Origin of the sequence: Microbacterium sp. (genome assembly GCF_047972865.1) — a bacterium.
In the GTDB taxonomy this organism is placed as follows: Bacteria; Actinomycetota; Actinomycetes; order Actinomycetales; family Microbacteriaceae; genus Microbacterium.
The window spans coordinates 1-19,158 of sequence record NZ_JBKEAY010000086.1 but is presented as its reverse complement, the minus strand read 5'-3'; the positions used below and the strand labels follow the sequence as shown (position 1 = coordinate 19,158).

Here is a 19,158-nt window from a genome sequence, read left to right as displayed (position 1 = left end):
ATTGTCGAAGCACCCAGTGCCGGATCGCTTGTGCTCACACTGTCCGACGCGAAACACGCTCCGGGCTGGTCGGAGGGCGAGCACCGCGTCCCCGGTCGCGCAGATGCCGTCATGGCGATGGCGGTCGAAGTGCGCTGCTACGGATCGGGGGAGTCGTTGGAGTTCCGGTTCGCTGACCAGTCCGGGCGTCTCACCTTCGAAGTGGCGCAGGATCTTGACTCGGAGAGTTCCACGGTCGAGCTGGAGTTCTCGCTGACGGCAAACGGCCGGGCGATCGAGTCCAAACGCGTCGCCTTCGACGAACACGCCACACTGAGCACGGACCTGACGGGTGTGAGTGCCGCAATTCTGACGGTTGCGGGTGCGGATTGTCGGGACACCACAACCGCCTTGGTCACGTCGGCCACCGTCGAAGCGCAATGACGGAGCCGACATCGACTCGTCGCTCTCGATCCCGGGTGACGTGGGGCGCGATGACGGCCCTGGCCACCGTAGTCCTCGCCGTGATCGCACTGCTCACCTACCTCGGCGTCAATCCTTCTGGCGACAGCGGGAGCGACGGGAGGCCCGCGGTCAATGTCACCGCGGATCCGACGCCCGACTCGGCTGAGTCCGCCCCGAGCCTTGCCCCGGTCTCCCCACCGGAAGGCGGGGTGCTTGTCGCCACCCACGGTGAATGCACCGTGGAGGCGGTCCGCGCGGTGTGGGGGCTGGGCGCGACGACTCAACTTCTCATCTCGGTGTCACCCTCCGAATCGGGTTGCGCCGTGATGCCGGATTCCCTGGCGGCGCAGGCGGGTGCGAGCACCCTCGACCTGCAACTCGCCAGCGAAGGAACGCCTCCTGCGGTCCTTCTCGAGTGCGCCCGCAAGGGCGGACCTGTGGTCGCATGCAACAACGACCATGAATGGGAGTTCGTCGGTGACTGGGCACAACCGACACCGCGCGACGACACGAAGTGTCGAGAAGCAGCGAGCCAATACACCAAGAACGCCCTGGCTTTCGACTCCGGCCTACGCAGTGCGCTGTTCCCCAGTGACGACGGCCGACTTCGCTGCGCGGTCGGGTCCCCCTCAATGACATTGAACGGCAGCGTGCGCGGCATCGGCGGCGGGGAACTTCCCACATCCAGGTAGTTCTCTCTCTCGCACCGCTCCGGCCCGCCGAACGAACGGGACGGGCACATTGCACACACATAGCGGATGAAGGGGTGACGCATGGGGGTGCCCGTCAGCATCATGAACACGACACGGATTTCCCGGAGAGGACCGCATCATGACCCGCATTCCCGAGCCCGACCGCACCCCGCAGGGACCGGCTTACGAGGGGCGCCTTCTGGACCGCCCCGACGAGGAGGTCGTCGACCAGGGTGCCGCCTTCGACATCGGCACGCTGCTCACCCGTCGCCGTGTTCTCAGCCTGGTGGGTATCGGCCTGGGCACGGCGACCCTGGCCGCGTGCGCGCCTGCCGCGTCCGGTGGCGCGACATCCTCGTCGACACCGGCCGGCACACCGTCGGCGAGCACCCCGACCGCCACCGGCGGTGCGACCGTCACGGTTCCGGATGCCGAGATCCCCGACGAGACGGCCGGCCCCTACCCGGGCGACGGGTCCAACGGCCCCGACGTCCTGGAACGATCCGGCGTCGTGCGCAGCGACATCCGCTCCAGCATCGACGGCGGCGCCACCGCCGAGGGGGTCCCGCTCACGTTCTCGTTGACGATCCTCGACATGGCCAGCGGCGACGTGCCGTTCCAGAACGTGGCGGTGTATGCGTGGCACTGCGACGCGCAGGGGCGCTATTCGATGTACTCCGACGGAGTCACCGACCAGACCTACCTGCGCGGCGTGCAGGTGGCCGGAGTGGACGGCACCGTGACGTTCACGTCGATCTTCCCCGGCTGCTACTCCGGCCGGTGGCCGCATATTCACTTCGAGGTATATCCCGACGCCGACGCGATCACCGACGCGAGCAACGCCATCGCCACGTCTCAGATCGCGTTGCCGCAGAGCGACTGCGAGGCCGTCTACGCCGACAGCGCGTACGACGGTTCGGCCCAGAACCTCTCGCGCATCACCCTCGCCAGCGACAACGTGTTCGGCAACGATCAGGGCGCATTGCAGCTGGCGACGACGTCAGGATCGGTGGCCACGGGCTACACCGCCGCGATGACGGTGCGCGTCGACACCGGCACGGCCCCGGCGGCCGGCGGCGCACCCGGCGGCGGCCGTCGACCGTGATCGGCTCCTAGCCGTCGCCCTCCAGCCGCTCCAGCCGAGCGATCAGACCCGCACGACGGGGCGAGCGCACCGACAGCATCTCCAGCGCGAGGCGCAGCGCCTCCTCGTCGGCGGCACCGTCGTCGGTCTCGGCATAGGCCAGTAGCACCTCGACGGACGCCTCGGCCACAAGCGCCTCCCGCAGTGTCGCTCGCACGGTCTCGCGAAACTCCTCCACACCCGGCGAGACCGAGTCGGGCAGCACCGGCCCGGCATATGCCGAGAGCGCCACACGATGGGCGCCGCGATCCAGCAACGAGATGACGTGGTGCGCATCCGTCTCGAGTGGCAGCGGCAGCCGGTACGGGCGGGACTGCGGTGTCAGGTGGGGCGCGGAGCGCTCGAGCACGCGCCGCAACCGAACCATCTCGGGCCGGATGCTGTCGACGCCGCTCGCCCCGTAGATCATGTCGCCGAGGGCATCGGCCGACACCCCCTGGCGGTGCACCGCCAGCATCAGCAGGATCTCAGCGTGCCGCGCCGACAGTTCGGTGACGGTCTGTCGTCCCTCACCGGCGACCTCCAACAGCGCGCGATCGCGGCCCAGCACCCGCAGGGTCGTCGTGTCGGCCCGCGGCGCCCGGCGCCGCGCCGGCCGCGCAGCCCCCCGCGCCCGCAGCCGCGACACCAGCAGTTCCCCCTCGACGGCACGCGCGGTGGCATCGACCAGCATCTGGGCCTGCGGCGTGGCGGCATCGGCCCCGCCGGTCACGTCGATGACCCCGAGCACCCGCCGCGTCTCCGGGTCGTGCACGGGTGCAGCCGTGCACGACCATGGCTGCACCAGGCGGTTGAAGTGCTCGGCGCCGTGGATCTGCACCGACCGGTCCAGAGCGAGCGCGGTACCTGGCGCCGACGTGCCCACGGCGCTCTCCGACCAGTTCGCCCCCGCGACGAACCCCATCTCCCCGGTGAGGACACGCACCCGCCGGTCGCCCTCCACCCACAGCAGTCTCCCGGCGGCATCGCCGACCGCGACCACGACGCCGGCGTCCGGCTCGGGCAGCAGGAGGCTGCGCACCATGTCCATCACCTCCGCCAACGGGTGCCTGCGGCGGTAGCGGTCGAGCTCGTCGGCGGTCAGTTCCACCGGCGGCGAACCGTCGGGTCCGGCCAGACTCGTCAGCGACCGCCGCCACGAGTCCCGCACGAGCGGGCGGATATCGGCCAGGCGGGGGTCGGCGACGTTTCCGGCGACCAGCTCCCCGTGCGCGCGTTCGATCAGCAACCGTGACGTCTGCGCGGACACGTCACGCTGCGACGACCAAGGCCCAGTCACGGCGACTCCGTTCGACGCTGAGGAGCGTGGCCCCCAGTGTAGTTCGCGTCACCCAGCCCCGCCCAGGTGTTTCGGCGGTGAGGGCTCATCGAAGCCTCCCGTCGGCTCCATCCCGCCGCGCCGTCGACCTGTAGGGTAAATGAAAACCATTCTCACTTGGACGTGCCCGTGTCCTCATCCACTCTTGTCGTCACCATTCGCGCTGCGCGACGTCGTGCTCGGCATCGCCTGTTCGCCATTAGCGCGCTCGCCCTGATCATCGCGGTCGTGGCGGTCGGAATCGGTCCGGTCCCGCTGCCCCCGGGCGACGTGCTCGGCGTTCTCGGGCACCATCTGTGGGGGCTTCCTCTTGAGGAGCGGCTCGCCGGAACGACCGACCTGATCGTCTGGAACACGCGGGTGCCTCGAGTGGCGATGGCAATCGTGGCCGGCGTCGGACTCGCCGTGGCCGGCACCGTCATGCAAGCACTCCTTCGCAACGACCTCGCCGACCCCTACCTCCTCGGCCTGAACTCGGGCGCGTCCAGCACCGTGGCCTTCGCCGTGCTTGTCGCCGGCGGGGTGACCGGCGTGCTGCTCTCAGGAGTGGCGCTGCTCGGAGCCGTCGGAGCAGTACTGCTCGCGATCCTGCTCGCCGGCGGGGCCCGAGCCCGCGGCCCGCTCCGGATCATCCTCGCCGGGCTCGCGGTCGGCTACGCGCTCAACGCGGTCACCAGCTTTCTCATTTTCATCTCCGACCGACCCGAAGCGGCGCAGTCGGTGCTCTTCTGGTTGCTCGGCTCGCTCGCGTCGATCCAGCCGGCAGTGCTTCTGGTCGCCGCGATCGTGACGGTGGTCGTGGTCGCAATCCTCCTTCGGATATCGCCGTACCTGGACGCCATCGCCTCCGGAGACGAATCGGCGCTATCTGCGGGACTCGATCCCGAACGCTCCCGTCTGATCACGCTGACGGTGACCTCGGCGATGGTCGGCGTGATCGTCGCCGGCGTCGGCGGGATCGGATTCGTGGGTCTGGTCATTCCCCACCTCGCCCGCGCGCTCGTGGGCACTCGCCTGCGCATCGCGATCCCCGCCAGCGCGGCGCTCGGAGCGGCGCTCCTGGTCATCGCCGACAGCTTCGCACGCACCGCCCTGGCGCCCCAAGAGATACCGGTCGGCGTGGTCACCGGAGCGATCGGCGCACCTTTTCTCATCGTCCTCCTGCGGCGGCAGAGCACCCGCAGCGCGGGCGGATGACCTCACCCCGCCGGGACACGATGCCCGGTGTGCAACCCCTCAATGAAAGGACAAGATGAAGGCCACACACATGAGACGAGGCGCGGTGGGCGCGCTCGTCGCCGGCTCCCTGCTGGTGACCGGCTGCGCCTCGGCGACCGACGAGGACACCACGGCGGGCGGCGACGACAAGACGGCTGCGGCGGAGACCGCGTTCCCCGTCACCCTCGACAACTGCGGGTTCGACGTCGTGATGGAATCGGAACCCGAGCGCATCGTGCTGGTCAACAATGACGGGCTCAGCAACCTCGAAGCCCTCGGCGTCGTCGACCGGATCGTCGGACTGACACAGAAGCCGCAGGAAGGCGTGTTCCTCGACGAGACGTACGACGCCCTGGAGAGCAGCAACCTGCTGTCCGCCGAGATCAAAGACGGCGGCGGATCGGTGGTCTCCGTGGAGAGCGTGCTGGCGGTCGAGCCCGACCTCGTCTTCGCGCCCGACAGCGCCGTCGACCGTGCGGCGCTCGAAGCCGCCGGCATCGCCATGTTCAGCCCGAGCGCCTTCTGCGAGGACCTGCCCGAGGCGTACCAGGCAGGCGCGAGTTTCGACCTCGTGTGGGATGAGGTCCGCTCCTATGGCGCGCTGGTCGGCGAATCCGCTCTGGCGGAAGAGATCATCGCCGACGCTGAGGACGTGATCGAGCAAGCGGTTCCCGAGGAGCAGCTGGGGAAGGGTGCGGCGATCTATGTCTCGGCATCCGGCGTGCTGTGGTTGTACGGCTCCGGAAGCATGGTTACGCCGGTCTTCGACGCGGTCGGGCTGAGCAACGTCTACAGCGATGAGAGCGAACGGGTCTTCGAGGTCACCGCCGAAGACCTGATCGCGCGTGATCCGGAAACCGTCGTCTTGCTCTACTCGATGGACAACGAGCAGGACGTGATCGACATGTTCGCAGAGAACCCCGCGGTCGCCGAGCTCAGCGCCGTCACCTCCGGCCGGATCGTGACGTTGCCGTTCCACTTCACCGACCCGCCGAGCATTCTGACCGCGCGGGGACCGGCGGCCCTGGCGACGAAACTGGCTGAACTGGAGTGATCGACCTTCGCGAGGTGCAGGTGCGGATGGGGTCGCGCGATATCCTCACCGACGTGACCGCCGCCATTCCGAGCGGTCGTGTCGTGGGCGTCGTCGGGCCCAACGGCAGCGGCAAGTCGACGTTGCTTCGCGCGTTGATCAGGGCCGTGCCTCTCGCAAGCGGCAGCGTTCACCTGGCGGGAACCGATCTCGCGTCGATGCGTCGACGCGAGATCGCCCGCCGGGTGTGCATCGTGGGACAGGCGCACGCCGACGGCTCGCTCACCGTGGCAGAGGAGGTCGCGCTGGGCCGGCTCGCCGCAAAGGGACTGGGCAGCGCGACCTCCGATGACCACCTCGTCGCCGATGCCGTCGGACGGCTGGGATTGTCTGAGCTCGCCCATGCGCGCCTCGACTCGCTCTCCGGTGGCGAGCGCCAGCGCGTCGCGTTCGCCCGAGCCCTGGTCCAGCACGCCGAGTGCGCGCTGCTCGACGAACCCACCAATCATCTCGATCTTCGCTACCGCCTGGAACTGGCCGACCTGATCCGCGACATCGCTCCGACGGTCGTCGTCGTGCTCCACGATCTGGAGTTCGCCGCGCGAGTATGCGACGAAATCCTCTTGATCGAAGCGGGCCGTGTGGCCGCAGCCGGCGCGCCGCGCGACGTGTTGTCGCCCGACACGATCCGATCCGTCTACGACGTGGACGCCGAGGTCACCCCCGGCCGCACCGGCCTGAAGTTCGATTTCTCTCTGCCGGTGCCGAGCACCCCGGCGTCGCCCCCTCGCCCACCCTCCCAAGAACACGGAGCATGACCCATGACCGGAGCGCCCACCCTGTCACCCGACGCCGCCGCCCGGCATGTCGCCGCGTGGGATGCCCAGCAGACCGGATACATCCGGCACCGCGACGACCGGTTCCGCACGATCGCCCTCGTCGTCGCGGGGTTCTGTCGCTCGCTGGATACACCACGCATCCTCGACCTCGCGGGCGGGCCGGGAAGCCTGGGAGCCGCCGTGCTCGCGGCCGTGCCGCACGGCGAACTCGTCATTCTCGACAAAGACCCGGCCCTCTTGGCCCTCGCCGCGCAGATGCACCGCGACGACCCCCGGGTGACGGTGCTCGAGGCCGACCTCGACACGACCGCCTGGGTGGGCGAGGAACTGATCCGTCGGCGGCCGTTCGATGCGGTGGTGTCGTCGACGGCATTGCACTGGTTGCAGCCCGACGCCCTGATCCGTACCTACTTCGCCGCCGCCGAGATCATGGCGGAGCACTCGGTTATTCTCAACGGCGACCACTTCGCGTACTCCGAGGCGAGCGAGCCGACCCTGCGCCGCATCGCCGCCGACGATGACGCCCGGATGCAGCAGGAGGCGGCGGAGGCGGGGGCGCCCGACTGGGACCGGTGGTGGTCTCGGCTCGGCGCGGACCCCGAGTTCGCGGACGCGGTGGCCCGCCGGGAGCAGGTCTGGCGAGACAAGTTGACGCCGGCGCCCAAGGTGACTTGCAAATTCCACCTCGAAGCCCTCCGCAGCTGCGGTTTCATAGAGTCGGGAACGGTCTGGCAGTACCTCGATGACTATGTCGTGTACGGGTTGAGGTAGACCCACCAAAGCGCAGGAGTGACGCAGCGCGCGCAGTGAATGCCGTCAGCGGTATGCATCGACCCCGTCAGTAGTCAGGCACGGACGTGACGGCCGGCGAACCTTCACGAAAACCGCATCCGGCTGGCATGGCCGCACCGGTTTCACGCGCCGAGGATGGAGGCAGTCACCCGCGCACATCCTAAGGAGAATCGATGCGCCGCACGTTCACGCTCGCTGCAGCACTGACCCTGTCCGTCGCCGGATTGACGGCATGCTCCGGCGGCACCACGACACCCACGCAGCAGCCGGAATCGACCGCGCAGGTCGCCGAGACCCCGGTCGAGGTGGCCACCACCCCCGAGCCGGCGACGGCCGAACCGGCGATGGAGATGCTCCCGATCGCCGAGGGGATGATCCCGGGGATGACCGAGTTACCGATCCCCGCCGGGGCGACCATCCTGAATCAGAGCGAGGACCCGGGCAACGTCGTGATCGACATCATGACCCCCGACATCCCCGGTGTGAGCGACTTCTACGAGGAGGTGCTTCCGGGGCTGGGCTACGAGCTCGTCGACGGCGCCAAGATCACCGCGGGGCAGAACATCGTCCGCAGGGATGTCGCGTTCACGAACGACGACAACACGATCGTCGGTGGTCTGGTCGAAAGCTCGCTGGGGTACGCCACCATGACCATCGCCGACCACTGGTACTTCGACGAGTGAGCCGCCCCTCACGGACGGTGGGATCGTTCCTCAGGGCGACGCGGTCGCGAGCCGGCGCCGCAGGTCGGCGGCGAACCGTTCCAGCCCGATCTCGGTCGCGTGCCGATGCGCCTCGTGCAGCAGACGCCGCGCGTGCGCCGGGTCGCCCAGGCCGGACGCGACGGTGGCCAGTTCGCTCTCGCTGACGGCCATGCCCCACCGATCCTCGGCGGAGATCGCGTACGCGTGCGTGTCGGCGAGCAGTTCGCGGGCGCGGGCGAGGTCGCCGCGGCGGTGATGCACCGTGCCCAGCACCCAGTGCACCTGGGCGATCCACTGCGGCGAGGCCGCCGGTCCGAGCCGGGCGAACCCGGCGGTCACGGCGGTCTCGGCCTCATCGAGCAGGCCCTGGCTCAGCGGGGTCCGCGACTGCACCGCGACGGCATCGGCGATGACGGCGGGCCGGTCCAGGGCGACCGCGAGCGCCACCGCGTCGTCGGCCGCTTCGCGTGCGCGCGCCGCCGCGTCGGGCGCCGATGAGCGACTCAACGCGAGCGTCAGCGCCGTCAGCGCCCGCACCCGTCCGCGCCGGTCGTCGAGGTCGGCGAAGATGCGCTCGGCCCGTTCGGCCCATCCGGCACAGACCGCGGGCGGCCTGCGGGCGTAGGTGTCGATGGCCCGCATGTTCAGCACGACCGCCTCGCCCCGCCGGTCCTCGGCCCGTTCGCACCGCTGCTGGGCCCGCTCGAGGACCGCATCGACGTCGTCGACGACGTCGATCGCGCGCCAGTAACGCCACAGACACGTCAGCGCGGGCCAGATGCGGTGCACCGGCACCAGGTCGAACGCGGCGTCCACGTGCGCGAGGAACGCCGGCAGCGTGTCGCGGAACCAGGCGCGCGGCATCCGTGCGGCCGCGTCGCCGGCGGGGTGGCGCAGATCCCCGGCATCCGCCGGGTCGGCGAGCGCATCGGTAACCTCGTCGACGCCGTTGGGCAACTGCGCGGCGCCGACATCGGCCGTGTGACGCCACGCCTCCAGCACGCGGGCGAGTCGATCGCCGCGCTGCGACGGTGACCCCGTACGCGCCGACCACTCCCGCGCCACCAGCCGGGTCAGCGGATGCACTCGATACGTCTGAGCGGACCCCACGCCGTACGCATCGACCAGTCCGCCCTCGGCCAGACGGTCCACGCTCGCGACGATCTGGCCCAGCGGGATGCCGCGGGCCACCGCGACCGTCCACCCGTATCCGGCGTCCACTCCCAGGTCACCGACCACACGCATCTTCTTGCGATCCGTCCGGCTCAACGCCTTCATCGCCGCCATCAACCCGGCCCGCACACCGGTGTCGCCGCTGCTGAGCACATCCAGCCGGGAGCGTTCGTCGGCGAGCCGGGCCGCCAGATCGGCCACCGGCATGTCGGGGCGCGCCGCCAGACGCAACCCCGCCACACGCAGCGCGGCGGGAAGCCGGTCGCACAGCTGCACCACCCGCCTCGCCGCGGACGGGTCGGCGTCGACCCGCTCGGGCCCCGCCAACGCCGACAGCATCGCCCGCGCGGCCGACGGGGTGAGGGGGGCAAGCCGGTCGTGCCGCCGCGCCGGCAGCGACAACGGCACAGTCCGTGCCGTCACGATGACCGCCGCCGTCGGAGACGACGGCAGCAGCGCCGACAGGTCGAGGTCGCCGGGGGCGGCGTCGAGCACGAGCAGGATGCGCGACGACGCGACCCACGAGCGCATCTGCGCCGCCAGCGCCGCCACGTCGTCGTGGAGCGCACCCGGGTGCACCCCGAGCGCCGTCAAGATGCGGCGCAGCACCCGGCTGAGCACCGGCTGGTCCGCGGCGGCATCCCGCTCGTGCGCGGCCCGTCGGGCCCCGTCGCCCAGCGACACGTAAAGCTGGCCGTCGGGGAAGTGCCCGGCGACATCGGGCGGAACCGGCGGAAGCTCGCGCGGGACCGGGCGGGCCGGTTGCCCCGATCCGGCCCGTGCCGTGCGGGGATCGACGTCGAGCCCGAGTGCCTCGATCAGGGCCCCGAGAGTCGCCGCCCGGGAGCGCTCGACCGACCCCAGCTCGACGGAGGCGATCGTGCGCGCGCTCACGCCCGACCGCGCCGCGAGCGCCTCCCGCGTCAGCATCGCCGACTCTCGAGCGGCACGCAGTCGTCTGCCCCAGCTGTCGTGCGTCACCGAGGCGATCGTAGCGCGTCGCCGCGCTCCGCCCGGCTCCGATCTCCGCCACAGGCGTTCGCCGCGGCTACGTCGCGGAGTGCTCGCGCGCGGCCCACCAGTGCCGCAGCCGCGCCTCGGCGGCATCCGGCCCGATGATCCCCTCGTCGAGGCGGATGTCGAGCAAGAAGCGGTAGGCCTCACCGACGGCGCGGCCCGGACGGATGCCGAGGACCTCCTGGATGCGGTTTCCGTCCAGTTCGGGGCGCATCGCGTCGAGCTGTTCCTGCTCGGCGAGCCCGGCGATCCGGCGCTCGATGTCGTCGTACGCCGCCGCCAGGCGTGCCGCCTTGCGGCGATTGCGCGTGGTCACGTCGGCGCGGGTGAGGATGTGCAGCCGCTCCAGCTCGTCACCGGCGTCGCGCACGTAGCGACGCACCGCGGCATCCGTCCACGCGCCCTCCGCGTACCCGAAGAAGCGCAGGTGCTGCTCGATGAGCTGGCAGACCGCGTCGGTGGTCGCGGAGTCGAACCGCAGCGCCTTCAGGCGCTTGCGCGCCAGCCGCGCCCCGGTGACATCGTGGTGGTGGAAGCTCACCCCGCCGCCGGGCTCCAGCTTGCGTGTGGCCGGCTTGCCGATGTCGTGCAGCAGCGCAGCCAGTCGCAGGGTCACGTCGGGGGTGGCGCCCGGGTGCCGCAGGTTCTCCAGCGCGATCGCCTGGTGCAGCACCGTCAGCGAGTGCTCGTACACGTCCTTGTGGTGGTGGTGTTCGTCGACCTCGAGCCGCAGGGCGGGAACCTCGGGCAGGAACGACTCCATGAGACCGGAGTCGACCAACATCCGGATGCCGCGCCCGGGCGTCCCGGTCTGCAAGAGCCGCACGATCTCGCCCTGCACCCGCTCGGGGCTCACGATCGTGAGGGTGTCGCGCAGGCGGACCATCGCGTCGAGGGTCGCCGGATCCACCTCGAAATCGAGCTGCGACGCGAAACGCGCCGCCCGCAGCATCCGCAGCGGGTCGTCACCGAAGCTCACGTCGGGGTCGGACGGGGTGCGCAGCACACCCGCGATCAGGTCTTCGACGCCGCCGTTCGGGTCGACCAGCGCCGGGCCGGGAACCCGCAGCGCCATCGCGTTGACGGTGAAGTCGCGGCGCGCGAGGTCGTCGTCGAGGCTGTCGCCGAACGCGACCGTGGGCTTGCGGGTCACGCCGTCGTAACTGTCGGCACGGTACGTCGTGATCTCGACCTGCTCCGCGGCGACCTTCGCCCCGATCGTGCCGAACGCACGGCCGATATCCCACGTCGCCGTCGCGATCGGTTCGACCACCCGCAAGATGTCGTCGGGCCGCGCGTTCGTCGTGAAGTCGAGGTCGTGGATGGGCCGGTCCAGCAGCGCGTCCCGCACCGGACCGCCGACGATCGCGAGCTCGAACCCGGCGCGCTCGAACGCCTCGGCGAGCGCGGCGACGGTCGGCGATGCCGCGAGCGCGGCCATTCGAGCGAGGCCGTCGGCCAGGGTGAGCATGGATTCCAGCCTACCGGCGGCCCCGTGACGCCCCGATCAGCCCGGCAACCCCAAAAACCCGGTGAACACCAGCTCGCGCACCCGGGGCAGCAGATCGGCGCGAAGCGCACCGGCATCCACCTCCATCAGCTCGGCGACCGCGTCGATGAGCGTGCCGAGCGGCAGGTCGCCGTCGCACGCGCCGACGAGGGCGGCCAGCGCCGGATCGACCGGCACTGTGCGCGCGAACCCGCCGCCCTGGCGCAGCTCGATCACCCGCGGGTGCTCCTCGCCGGGGGTGTGGTGGCGCGCCTCGGAGACGTCGGTGGCGACGGTCAGCACCGTCGCGGCCAGCGCGACGTCATCCATCGCCGCGATCCGGTCCCACGCCGCCAGCGCGGCGGTCAGATGCGCCCCCAGCGCCCCGGCGACCGGCTGTGTCGCACGCTCGTACCGCGCCAAGGTCGGTGTTCCCGCCGCGGGGCGGCGCAGCAACACGTATCCGAATCCGATCCCGGTCACCCCCCGGTCGGCGAAATCGGCCAGCCAGGCCGTGATCAGCCGGTCGTATTCGGCCGTGCCGGGTACGGTTCCACCGTCGCGCACCCACAGTTCGGCATACGCCAGCGGGTCGAGCCGCTCGCGCTCCACGACCCAGGCATCCAGCGGCACCGGCGAGGCCGCCACCCACCCGCGCACCCGCTCCAGCCCGTCCCCGTCGGCCCCGTACTCCCAGTTGCCGAGCAGCTGCGCCACCCCGCGGGGGGCCAGCACCGCACCCACCCCCGACACGACCCGCGCCACGAGGGCGTCGCCAGCCAGTCCGCCGTCGCGGTACTCGTATTCGGGCACCCCGGCCACCCGCGGCGTGATGACGAACGGCGGATTCGACACCACCCGGTCGAACTGCTCGCCGGCCACGGGGTCGAACAGGTTCCCGTGACGCACCTCGATGTCGCCGACGTCATTGAGCTGGGCGTTCAGCCGCGTGAACGCCAGCGCACGGTGCGACACGTCGGTCGCGACCGCGCGGCCGGCCACGCGCCGCGCGCGCAGGGCCTGGATGCCGCATCCGGTGCCCACGTCGAGCACGGGTCCCGCCGGGGAGGTCAGTTGCAAACCCGCGAGCGTCAGCGAGGCGCCGCCGACACCCAGCACGTGATCGGTGGGGAGGGCTCCGCCCAGCGCGAGCTCGTCGAGATCGCTCGCGATCCACCACTGGCCGTCGCCGAGGCCGTCGGAGATCTCTTGCGGTCGCACCAGCGCCGCCGGTTCGAGCGTGTCGCCGCGCTGCGCCGCGAGCCCCAGGCCGACGAGCCCCACGGCGCCCAGCCGGGGCAGGGCCCGCGACACGTCGGATGCCGCGCACGCGCGCCCGAGGAACAGCATCCGGGCCAGCGTCGCCAGTGGATCGCGGCGCTCGCCCAGCGCGGCGAGCGCGGGGCCCGCGATCCCGCGGCCGATCGCCTCGTCGGCCTCCGCACCCCACGCCGCGCGCAGCTCCGCCGCCCGATACCCCGCGCCGGTCAGGTCGTCGCGCAGCGCCGCGCACAGGCCGGGTGCGGGGTTCACCGTCATCCTCATCCCCCCATTCAACAGGCACCGACCCGCGAGACCGCACCGGCGCTATCGAAACCGCGCGGTAACCGCAGGGTCTCGATAGCGCGCGTGCGGTCTCGCGGGTTCTGGTGGGGGAAGGGATGCCGGGCAATCGCGGGCGCTGCGGCCGGTCACCCAGGCAGCGACGGTGCGCGCGTCCTAGAATCGCGTGTGTCGTGCGGTCCGGGATCGCACAGAAACCGAACCCATGACCCACACCTCGTCGGCGACCTCCCCTCGCGCCCCACGATCGATCGCGGCCGCACTGGCCACTCTCGGCGTCGTCGCCGCACTGGCCGCGCCGAGCGGGGCCGCCGCGGTCATCGAGCCACCCGAACCGCCGCTGTCGTTCACGGCCTCGGCTGGCGGCTTCGGCATCGTCGACCCGGAGGGCACGCTGACGTTGACCGCCGCCGCGGTCAACCCCGCCCCCACCGTCCGCGCCGGCGGGTCGGTCACCTTCTCGGTCGGTCCGGCACCGCTGACCTCTCCGGGCGAGGTCAGCGAATGGCTCGACGAGGGCGCCGACCACGACCTGACACCGCTCGGCGACGCCACGATGGCGACCCTGTCCGCGAACGCCGAGAACTCGACCGCCCTGTCGGTCGATGTCGCCGACACCGCGCTGGCCGGCGCCGCACCGGGGGTCTACCCGCTGCGCGCCGCATACACGTCGCCGGCGGGCGACCTGGTCTCGGACACGGTCGTGGTCGTCCCCGCTGCCGATCGGGAGCGCCGGGTGGGGGTGGTCCTGCCGATCACCGCCGGGCCCCTCGCGACGGGTCTGCTCACCGCCGACCAGCTCGGCGCGCTCACCGCACCCGACGGCGCGCTCCGCGCGCGGCTCAACGCCGCCCTCGGCACCGGCGCGATCCTCGCGATCGACCCCGCCATCCCCGCGGCGATCCGGGTGCTCGGCACCGACGCCCCCGCGTCGGCGACGCAGTGGCTGGACGATCTCACGCAGGCCCCGAACGAGCGGTTCGCCCTGCAGTTCGGCGATGCCGACATCACCGTCCAGTTCTCCGCCGGTTTCGACGCGCTGCTGTCGGCGCCGACGCTGGACCCCTACCTTCGCAGCGATGCCACCCCCACGCCGGATGCCGCGACCCTCGCCACGGCCGCGGCTTACGACATCGGGCCGTCCCGCGCCGACGTGTACTGGCCGGCCGACGGCACCGCGGGCCCCGACACCCTGGCGGCGCTCTCGGCCCTCGCGCCGCAGGGTCAGAATGCCGCGCCGCTGGTCGTGGTCCCCTCGTCGACGGTGGCCGGCGACGCCGGCGACGCCTACGGGGAAGCGGCGGGAGCCGACCTGCTCGTGTACCTGTCCGAGGCATCGGCGTCGCTGTCCGCTGCCGCCGCGGGCGCCCTCACCCGCGGCGCCGACCTGGCCGCGGCCTCGGCGTACCTCCACCTCGCCGCCGGGGACGGTCCACTGCTGGTGGCCCTGGACCGCAACTCCACCGCCGATGAGACGACCCTGCGCGCCGCGATCACAGCGGCCACCGCCCTCCCGGGGGCGCGCTCGGCCGACCTGGCCACGCTCACCGCCGGTTCGCCGGCGGCGCGGACCGTTCGGGAGGTCGAACCGGTCGCCGAGCGCGTCGAGACGCTCCTGGCGCTGGACTCCGACCGAGCGCCGCTGGCGCGGTTCGCGACAGTCCTGGAGAACCCCGCCCTGATCACCGCGGCCGAACAGGCCGAGACCCTGCAATTGATGGGCACCGGGTGGGCCGACGACGCGGCGGCGTGGCGGGAGGCCGTGAGCGCGCACCGCGCCCAGACGCGCGAGACGCTTCGATCCGTCGAGATCATCCCGCCCGCCGACATCACCCTGCTCGGCTCCAGCGCACCGCTGCAGTTCACGGTTCGCAACGATCTGCCGTGGCCGGTTTCGGTCGTGATGCTGGCCACACCGAACGACCCGCGGCTGCGGGTGCAGGCCGCCACCGAGGTGGAGGCGGGTCCCCAGCGCAACACGCGCGCCGACGTGCCGGTCGAGGCCCGCGTGGGCACCGGCGAGTCCACCATCGTGCTGCAGTTGCGCAGCCGCGCCATGGTGTCCATCGGCGACCCGATCACGGCGGCCGTCTCGGTGCGCGCCGAGTGGGAGACGGTGGGTGTGGTCGCCGTCAGCGCCATCGCCGCCCTGCTCCTCGTGATGGGCGTCATCCGCACGGCGCGACGGGTGCGCGCACGCCGCGCCGCGGCGGCGTCCTCCGGGGGTGCGGATGGCTAGCATCGGCCGGGCCAGCGCCCTGGTCGGCGCCGGAACGCTCGTATCGCGCATCACCGGGCTGGTGCGCAACATCGTCCTCGCGGCGGCGCTGGGTGCCGTAGCCTCGGATGCCGCCGATGCGTTCGCGATCGCGAATCAGCTCCCGAACAACATCTACGCGATCATCTCGTCGGGCCTGCTGGCCGGTGTGGTCGTCCCGCAGATCATCAAGGCGGCATCCCACCGCGACGGCGGCAGTGCCTTCGTCTCGAAGCTGCTCACCCTCGGCGTCTCGGTGCTCGCCGCGGTGACCGTGCTGGCCGTCGTCGCTGCGCCCCTGCTCGTCATGCTCTACGGGGCGGGGCTGAAAGATCCGCGGACGATTGCGCTGACCATCGCGTTCGCGTACTGGTGCCTGCCGCAACTGCTGTTCTACGGGCTGTACGCACTGGTCGGTGAAGTGCTCAACGCGCGTCGCGTGTTCGGGCCGTTCGCGTGGTCGCCGATCGTCAACAACCTCGTCTCGATCGTCGGTTTCGGTGCGTTCATCTGGATCTTCGGCCTGCACACCTCCTCGAGCGGCTGGACCCCCGAGATGATCGCGCTGATGGGCGGGACGGCGACGGCCGGCATCGTCCTGCAAGCTCTCGTGCTGCTGTTGTTCTGGCGGCGGGCGGGGCTGCACGTGCGCCCCGACTTCCGGTGGCGGGGCATCGGTCTGCGCGACATCGGAAAGCTCGCTGGCTGGACGTTCCTCATGGTGGTCGCCGGTCAGCTCGCCGGACTGGTGCAGACGATGGTGCTCGGCACCGCGGCCGGCGAAGGCGCGGGGGTGGCCGCCATCCAGTTCGCCTGGCTGGTGTTCATGCTGCCGTTCTCGGTCATCGTGCTGTCGATCGGGACCCCGTACTTCACCCAGCTGAGCGAACACGTCGCCGCTGGCCGGACCGATGCCGTCCGCGACGACCTCGACGTGTCCACGCGCACCATCGGCGTGCTGATGGTGGCCGCGCTGGCCGCGATCGTCGCCGCGATCGTGCCTATCGCGCGCATCTTCACGCGCGCGCCGGACGAGTCCGTCCAGTTCGCGCTCGTGCTCGCCGCGTTCCTGGTGGCGCTGCTGCCGCTGTCGGTGCAGTTCGTCCTGCAGCGCACGTTCTACGCACATCACGACACCCGCACGCCGTTCCTGTTCACGGCCGTGCAGGCGGCGCTCGTCATCGTCGGCGCCGTCGGCGCGCTGCTGCTCCTCCCGGTGCAGTACCTCGCGGCGGGGATCGCGCTCACGCAGTCCCTGGCCAACGTCGTGCAGTTGGCGTTGGCGGTCATCCTTCTCCGCCGCAAGATCGGCCGCCTCGGCCTGCGCCGTGCGGCGTTCGCGTACCTCCGTTTCCTGGCGGCGGGAATCCCCGCCGCTGCCGCCGGGTGGGGCGTGTTCATCCTGCTGGGAGGCGTCCACGGATGGGCGACCTCCGACCGCGGCCCCGCGGTGCTGGCGATCATCGCGATCGGTCTGGTCGTACTCGTCGTGTACGTCGCGGGGCTGGCGGTGCTGCGGGCACCCGAGCTGCGTTCCGCCGTCGGTATCGCGCGCCGCTTCCTCCCCGGTCGCTGACCGTCTGTGCGCGCACCGCGGCGCGGAATGCGGCGCGGTTACCATGGGTTGTGTCTTACGGGGCCAGGCCCCGCATCCACCCCGCACCCGTCCATCACCCAGGAGGCATCGCCGTGCGACAGGTCATCATCATCGGCTCCGGTCCGGCCGGCTACACCGCCGCCATCTACGCCGCGCGCGCCAACCTCGCGCCCCTCGTCATCGCGAGTTCGGTCGAGGCCGGCGGCGAGCTGATGAACACCACCGAAGTGGAGAACTTCCCCGGGTTCCCCGAGGCGATCATGGGGCCCGATCTCATGACGAAGATGCAGCAGCAGGCCGAGCGTTTCGGTGCCGAGATCGTCTACGACGACGTCGTCGACCTTGACCTGGCGGGCCCGACCAAGACGGTCACGCTCGGCTCGGGTGCGGTGCACCAGGCGGATGCCGTCGTGTTCGCGACCGGGTCGGCCCCCCGCAAGATCGGTATCGACGGCGAGCGGCGACTCTCGGGCCGCGGAGTGTCGTACTGCGCGACGTGCGACGGCTTCTTCTTCCGCGAAAAGGTCATCGCCGTCGTCGGCGGCGGCGACTCCGCGATGGAGGAGGCGACCTTCCTCACGAAATTCGCCTCGAAGGTCTACGTCATCCACCGCCGCGACGAGCTGCGTGCCTCCAAGATCATGCAGGACCGCGCCATCGCCAACGACAAGATCGAGTTCGTGTGGAACGCCGAGATCGCCGACATCCTCGGTGAGGACGCGGTCACCGGCGTCCTGCTGCGCGACACCGTCGACGGCACCGAGCGTGAACTGCCGTTGGACGGTGTGTTCGTCGCGATCGGAAACGACCCGCGCACCCACCTCGTGCACGACAAGCTCGCGTTGACGCCCGAGGGCACGGTGCAGGTCGACGGCCGGTCCTCGCGTACGTCGATCCCGGGCGTGTTCGCGGCGGGCGATGTCATCGACCCCACCTACCGGCAGGCAGTCACGGCGGCCTCAAGCGGCACGGTGGCCGCCCTCGACGTCGAGCACTACCTGGCGGGGCTCGGCGAGGCGGGGGCACCGGCCCCGGATGCCGCCGAGATCGACGGCCTGCCCGACGCCGACGCGGCCTGACGGAACAATTCCCGGCGCCGCGGCGTTCCAACCGACATTCCCCTCTCACGCGTCAAGGAGACAAAACATGACCGCAACGGCCACGAGTGAAAGCACCTGGCAGCAAGACGTAATCGAGGCCGAGGGCCCGGTTCTCGTCGACTTCTGGGCCGCATGGTGCGGCCCGTGCCGCATGGTAGGCCCGATCCTCGATGAGATCCAGTCCGAGCACGCCGACAAGATCACGGTGCTAAAGCTGAACGTCGACGAGAACCCGAACCTCGCCATGGAGTACCAGATCACGTCCATCCCGGCGATGAAGGTGTTCCACAAGGGTCAGGTCGAAAAGAGCATCGTGGGCGCGAAGCCGAAGTTCGCGCTCGAGCAGGACCTCGCCGACTACCTCTGAGCGGTCCTCACCGTCACGATGCGCGGGTGCGTACCGACGCATCCCACGTACGGTGCGGTTCGCTGCCGAGCAGCCGCCACACCGCCCGGATCAGCGGCGGGTAGTCCAGCCCGATCTGCCGCAGCACGCGTTCGCTGCGCGCTGCGGTCGGGCGGACACCGCCGTCCCCGGCGATGTTCTCGGCGCGCAGCGTCAGCACCACGAGTTCGTCGACCGTGGGGAGGTCTTCCATGAAGTCCCACGGATCCTCCCCGGCGCGCAGCCGCTCATCAACGATCACCGAGAGCTCATCGGCCGCCTCGGCACGCAGCAACTCGAGACTGGCCCGCGGGGGCACGTTCGGCTGCTGACTCACCCCTCCAGCGTACGCGGCGCCAGGATGCGCAGGATCAGATCCAGTCGTCGTCGTCG

At 71.0% G+C, this 19,158-nt stretch carries 17 protein-coding genes; 12 read left to right on the top strand and 5 right to left on the bottom strand.

Annotated elements, in window-relative coordinates; translation table 11 throughout:
* Positions 1-30: 30 nt before the first annotated feature.
* From ACK5KK_RS05580 to ACK5KK_RS05570, 3 genes are all read left to right on the top strand, one after another.
* Positions 31-423 (top strand): hypothetical protein, encoded by a 393-nt coding sequence (locus ACK5KK_RS05580; protein ID WP_416889101.1) that lies wholly within the window; start codon positions 31-33, stop codon positions 421-423.
* A 50-nt stretch (positions 424-473) separates the two neighbouring features.
* Positions 474-1,136, top strand: coding sequence for a hypothetical protein (locus tag ACK5KK_RS05575; protein WP_416889100.1), 663 nt, complete (start codon positions 474-476; stop codon positions 1,134-1,136).
* 139 nt (positions 1,137-1,275) lie between these two features.
* Positions 1,276-2,241 carry an intradiol ring-cleavage dioxygenase gene (locus tag ACK5KK_RS05570; RefSeq protein ID WP_416889099.1) on the top strand — a complete coding sequence of 322 codons (966 nt, stop codon included), beginning with the start codon at positions 1,276-1,278 and terminating at the stop codon, positions 2,239-2,241.
* Between the two features lie 7 nt (positions 2,242-2,248).
* Here ACK5KK_RS05570 and ACK5KK_RS05565 read toward each other — a convergent pair whose 3' ends face one another.
* Complete coding sequence (locus tag ACK5KK_RS05565; RefSeq protein WP_416889098.1) at positions 2,249-3,559, bottom strand: GAF domain-containing protein; 1,311 nt, start codon at positions 3,557-3,559, stop codon at positions 2,249-2,251.
* A gap of 162 nt (positions 3,560-3,721) precedes the next feature.
* Here ACK5KK_RS05565 and ACK5KK_RS05560 point away from each other — a divergent pair, with 162 nt between their 5' ends.
* The 5 genes from ACK5KK_RS05560 (at position 3,722) to ACK5KK_RS05540 (ending at position 8,163) form a co-directional block, all read left to right on the top strand.
* Positions 3,722-4,795, top strand: coding sequence for a FecCD family ABC transporter permease (locus tag ACK5KK_RS05560; RefSeq protein ID WP_416889108.1), 1,074 nt, complete (start codon positions 3,722-3,724; stop codon positions 4,793-4,795).
* A gap of 70 nt (positions 4,796-4,865) precedes the next feature.
* Positions 4,866-5,870, top strand: coding sequence for an ABC transporter substrate-binding protein (locus ACK5KK_RS05555; protein ID WP_416889097.1), 1,005 nt, complete (start codon positions 4,866-4,868; stop codon positions 5,868-5,870).
* Positions 5,867-6,667 (top strand): ABC transporter ATP-binding protein, encoded by an 801-nt coding sequence (locus ACK5KK_RS05550; protein ID WP_416889096.1) that lies wholly within the window; start codon positions 5,867-5,869, stop codon positions 6,665-6,667. The genes ACK5KK_RS05555 and ACK5KK_RS05550 overlap by 4 nt, the downstream gene beginning before the upstream one ends.
* A gap of 3 nt (positions 6,668-6,670) precedes the next feature.
* Positions 6,671-7,459 carry a class I SAM-dependent methyltransferase gene (locus ACK5KK_RS05545; RefSeq protein ID WP_416889095.1) on the top strand — a complete coding sequence of 263 codons (789 nt, stop codon included), beginning with the start codon at positions 6,671-6,673 and terminating at the stop codon, positions 7,457-7,459.
* Between the two features lie 194 nt (positions 7,460-7,653).
* Complete coding sequence (locus ACK5KK_RS05540) at positions 7,654-8,163, top strand: hypothetical protein (RefSeq protein WP_416889094.1); 510 nt, start codon at positions 7,654-7,656, stop codon at positions 8,161-8,163.
* Positions 8,164-8,193: 30 nt separating this feature from the next.
* Here the strand turns inward: ACK5KK_RS05540 and ACK5KK_RS05535 are convergent, their stop codons facing one another.
* The 3 genes from ACK5KK_RS05535 to ACK5KK_RS05525 form a co-directional block, all read right to left on the bottom strand.
* Entirely contained in the window at positions 8,194-10,338 is a 2,145-nt protein-coding gene (locus tag ACK5KK_RS05535) for a helix-turn-helix domain-containing protein (protein ID WP_416889093.1), read from the bottom strand.
* 67 nt (positions 10,339-10,405) lie between these two features.
* On the bottom strand, positions 10,406-11,845 hold the full coding sequence (locus ACK5KK_RS05530) for a CCA tRNA nucleotidyltransferase (RefSeq protein WP_416889092.1): 1,440 nt from the start codon (positions 11,843-11,845) through the stop codon (positions 10,406-10,408).
* A 36-nt stretch (positions 11,846-11,881) separates the two neighbouring features.
* Positions 11,882-13,408, bottom strand: a complete 1,527-nt coding sequence (locus ACK5KK_RS05525) for a methyltransferase (RefSeq protein WP_416889091.1) — start codon at positions 13,406-13,408, stop codon at positions 11,882-11,884.
* Positions 13,409-13,631: 223 nt separating this feature from the next.
* Here ACK5KK_RS05525 and ACK5KK_RS05520 point away from each other — a divergent pair, with 223 nt between their 5' ends.
* The 4 genes from ACK5KK_RS05520 (at position 13,632) to trxA (ending at position 18,747) form a co-directional block, all read left to right on the top strand.
* Entirely contained in the window at positions 13,632-15,665 is a 2,034-nt protein-coding gene (locus ACK5KK_RS05520; RefSeq protein WP_416889090.1) for a DUF6049 family protein, read from the top strand.
* Positions 15,658-17,259, top strand: a complete 1,602-nt coding sequence (gene murJ, locus ACK5KK_RS05515) for a murein biosynthesis integral membrane protein MurJ (RefSeq protein WP_416889089.1) — start codon at positions 15,658-15,660, stop codon at positions 17,257-17,259. The genes ACK5KK_RS05520 and murJ overlap by 8 nt, the downstream gene beginning before the upstream one ends.
* A 113-nt stretch (positions 17,260-17,372) precedes the next feature.
* On the top strand, positions 17,373-18,359 hold the full coding sequence (gene trxB, locus ACK5KK_RS05510) for a thioredoxin-disulfide reductase (protein WP_416889088.1): 987 nt from the start codon (positions 17,373-17,375) through the stop codon (positions 18,357-18,359).
* Between the two features lie 67 nt (positions 18,360-18,426).
* The gene (gene trxA / locus ACK5KK_RS05505) at positions 18,427-18,747 is read left to right on the top strand and encodes a thioredoxin (RefSeq protein WP_416889087.1); all 321 of its coding nucleotides are present in this window, start codon (positions 18,427-18,429) and stop codon (positions 18,745-18,747) included.
* A gap of 13 nt (positions 18,748-18,760) precedes the next feature.
* On the opposite strand, the gene ACK5KK_RS05500 is transcribed toward trxA, so the two are convergent.
* Positions 18,761-19,102 carry a tryptophan synthase subunit alpha gene (locus ACK5KK_RS05500; RefSeq protein WP_416889086.1) on the bottom strand — a complete coding sequence of 114 codons (342 nt, stop codon included), beginning with the start codon at positions 19,100-19,102 and terminating at the stop codon, positions 18,761-18,763.
* Between the last annotated feature and the right edge of the window lie 56 nt (positions 19,103-19,158).